Raw genomic sequence first — 3,254 nt, forward strand, 5'->3', positions numbered from 1 at the left:
CAAGGCGCATTTAATTTGGGGGCTTAGCTCAGCTGGGAGAGCGCCTGCCTTGCACGCAGGAGGTCAGCGGTTCGATCCCGCTAGTCTCCACCAAATGTTCCTTGAAAACTAGATAATCGTAAAACATTCATATTTACTGTAGAATAAGTTCTTATTAGCATCTTCTCTATTTATATAGAGAGTTGCAAACTTGAGACAAATCAGCAGCAAGAAGATCTAGGAAGCGAAGGCTCGAGTAGCGGAGCGTACAACGTACGTGAGCAACGGAGAGTCAAAGCTGACGACGAGATTCGCAGCTGATCATTTGTCGAATGGTTAAGTTAGTAAGGGCGCACGGCGAATGCCTTGGCACTAGGAGCCGATGAAGGACGGGACTAACACCGATATGCTTCGGGGAGCTGTAAGTAAGCTTTGATCCGGAGATTTCCGAATGGGGAAACCCACTGTTCGTAATGGGACAGTATCTTTACCTGAATACATAGGGTATCGAAGGCAGACCCGGGGAACTGAAACATCTAAGTACCCGGAGGAAGAGAAAGCAAATGCGATTTCCTGAGTAGCGGCGAGCGAAACGGAAGAAGCCCAAACCAAGAGGCTTGCCTCTTGGGGTTGTAGGACACTCTATACGGAGTTACAAAGGAACGAAGTAGGTGAAGTGGTCTGGAAAGGCCAGCCGAAGAAGGTAACAGCCCTGTAGCTGAAACTTCGTTCCCTCTTGAGTGGATCCTGAGTACGGCGGGACACGTGAAATCCCGTCGGAAGCTGGGAGGACCATCTCCCAAGGCTAAATACTCCCTAGTGACCGATAGTGAACCAGTACCGTGAGGGAAAGGTGAAAAGCACCCCGGAAGGGGAGTGAAAGAGATCCTGAAACCGTGTGCCTACAAGTAGTTGGAGCCCATTCATGGGTGACAGCGTGCCTTTTGTAGAATGAACCGGCGAGTTACGATCCCGTGCAAGGTTAAGTCGAAGAGACGGAGCCGCAGCGAAAGCGAGTCTGAATAGGGCGCATGAGTACGTGGTCGTAGACCCGAAACCAGGTGATCTACCCATGTCCAGGTTGAAGTCCAGGTAACACTGGATGGAGGACCGAACCCACGCACGTTGAAAAGTGCGGGGATGAGGTGTGGGTAGCGGAGAAATTCCAATCGAACTTGGAGATAGCTGGTTCTCCCCGAAATAGCTTTAGGGCTAGCCTTAAGGTAAGAGTCTTGGAGGTAGAGCACTGATTGGACTAGGGGCCCCCATCGGGTTACCGAATTCAGTCAAACTCCGAATGCCAAAGACTTATCCTTAGGAGTCAGACTACGAGTGATAAGGTCCGTGGTCAAGAGGGAAACAGCCCAGATCACCAGCTAAGGTCCCAAAGTGTACGTTAAGTGGCAAAGGATGTGGAGTTGCTTAGACAACCAGGATGTTGGCTTAGAAGCAGCCACCATTTAAAGAGTGCGTAATAGCTCACTGGTCGAGTGACTCTGCGCCGAAAATGTAACGGGGCTAAACGTACCACCGAAGCTGTGGATTGACACTTACGTGTCAGTGGTAGGGGAGCGTTCTAAGGGCTTTGAAGCTAGACCGAAAGGACTAGTGGAGCGCTTAGAAGTGAGAATGCCGGTGTGAGTAGCGAAAAGACAGGTGAGAATCCTGTCCATCGAAAGCCTAAGGTTTCCTGAGGAAGGCTCGTCCGCTCAGGGTTAGTCGGGACCTAAGCCGAGGCCGAAAGGCGTAGGCGATGGCCAACAGGTTGATATTCCTGTACCACCTCTTTACCGTTTGAGCAATGGAGGGACGCAGGAGGATAGGGTAAGCGCGCCGTTGGTTGTGCGCGTCCAAGCAGTTAGAGCGACAAGTAGGCAAATCCGCTTGTCATACGCTTAAGCTGTGATGGCGAGGGAAATAAAGTACCGAAGTTCCTGATTCCACACTGCCAAGAAAAGCTTCTAGCGAGGTAGAAGGTGCCCGTACCGCAAACCGACACAGGTAGGCGAGGAGAGAATCCTAAGATGCGCGAGAGAACTCTCGTTAAGGAACTCGGCAAAATGACCCCGTAACTTCGGGAGAAGGGGTGCTCTGATAGCGTGCAAGCGCGAGAGAGCCGCAGTGAATAGGCCCAAGCGACTGTTTAGCAAAAACACAGGTCTCTGCGAAGCCGTAAGGCGAAGTATAGGGGCTGACACCTGCCCGGTGCTGGAAGGTTAAGAGGAGGGGTTATCCGTAAGGAGAAGCTCTGAATCGAAGCCCCAGTAAACGGCGGCCGTAACTATAACGGTCCTAAGGTAGCGAAATTCCTTGTCAGGTAAGTTCTGACCCGCACGAAAGGTGTAACGACTTGGGCACTGTCTCAACGAGAGACTCGGTGAAATCATAGTACCTGTGAAGATGCAGGTTACCCGCGACAGGACGGAAAGACCCCATGGAGCTTTACTGCAACCTGATATTGAATTTTGGTACAGCTTGTACAGGATAGGTAGGAGCCTGAGAAGCCGGAGCGCCAGCTTCGGTGGAGGCATCGGTGGGATACTACCCTGGCTGTATTGAAATTCTAACCCACAGCCCTGATCGGGCTGGGAGACAGTGTCAGGTGGGCAGTTTGACTGGGGCGGTCGCCTCCTAAAAGGTAACGGAGGCGCCCAAAGGTTCCCTCAGAATGGTTGGAAATCATTCGCAGAGTGTAAAGGCACAAGGGAGCTTGACTGCGAGACCTACAAGTCGAGCAGGGACGAAAGTCGGGCTTAGTGATCCGGTGGTTCCGCATGGAAGGGCCATCGCTCAACGGATAAAAGCTACCCTGGGGATAACAGGCTTATCTCCCCCAAGAGTCCACATCGACGGGGAGGTTTGGCACCTCGATGTCGGCTCATCGCATCCTGGGGCTGTAGTCGGTCCCAAGGGTTGGGCTGTTCGCCCATTAAAGCGGTACGCGAGCTGGGTTCAGAACGTCGTGAGACAGTTCGGTCCCTATCCGTCGTGGGCGCAGGAAATTTGAGAGGAGCTGTCCTTAGTACGAGAGGACCGGGATGGACGCACCGCTGGTGTACCAGTTGTCTTGCCAAAGGCATCGCTGGGTAGCTATGTGCGGACGGGATAAGTGCTGAAAGCATCTAAGCATGAAGCCCCCCTCGAGATGAGATTTCCCATTCGTAAGAAGTAAGATCCCTCAGAGACGATGAGGTAGATAGGTCTGAGGTGGAAGCGTAGCGATACGTGGAGCTGACAGATACTAATCGATCGAGGACTTAACCAAATAGAAAAGT

1 tRNA gene and 1 rRNA gene are annotated in these 3,254 nt (G+C 52.2%); both read left to right on the forward strand.

From position 1 onward, the window contains the following. Positions 1-17: 17 nt before the first annotated feature. Positions 18-93: transfer RNA gene (locus P9E47_RS18890), tRNA-Ala, on the forward strand. Positions 94-313: 220 nt separating this feature from the next. Beyond that, a 23S ribosomal RNA gene (locus P9E47_RS18895) occupies positions 314-3,244 on the forward strand. The last annotated feature ends 10 nt before the right edge of the window (positions 3,245-3,254 follow it).

This window comes from Schinkia azotoformans, assembly GCF_035811335.1.
GTDB lineage: Bacteria > Bacillota > Bacilli > Bacillales > Bacillaceae_J > Schinkia > Schinkia azotoformans.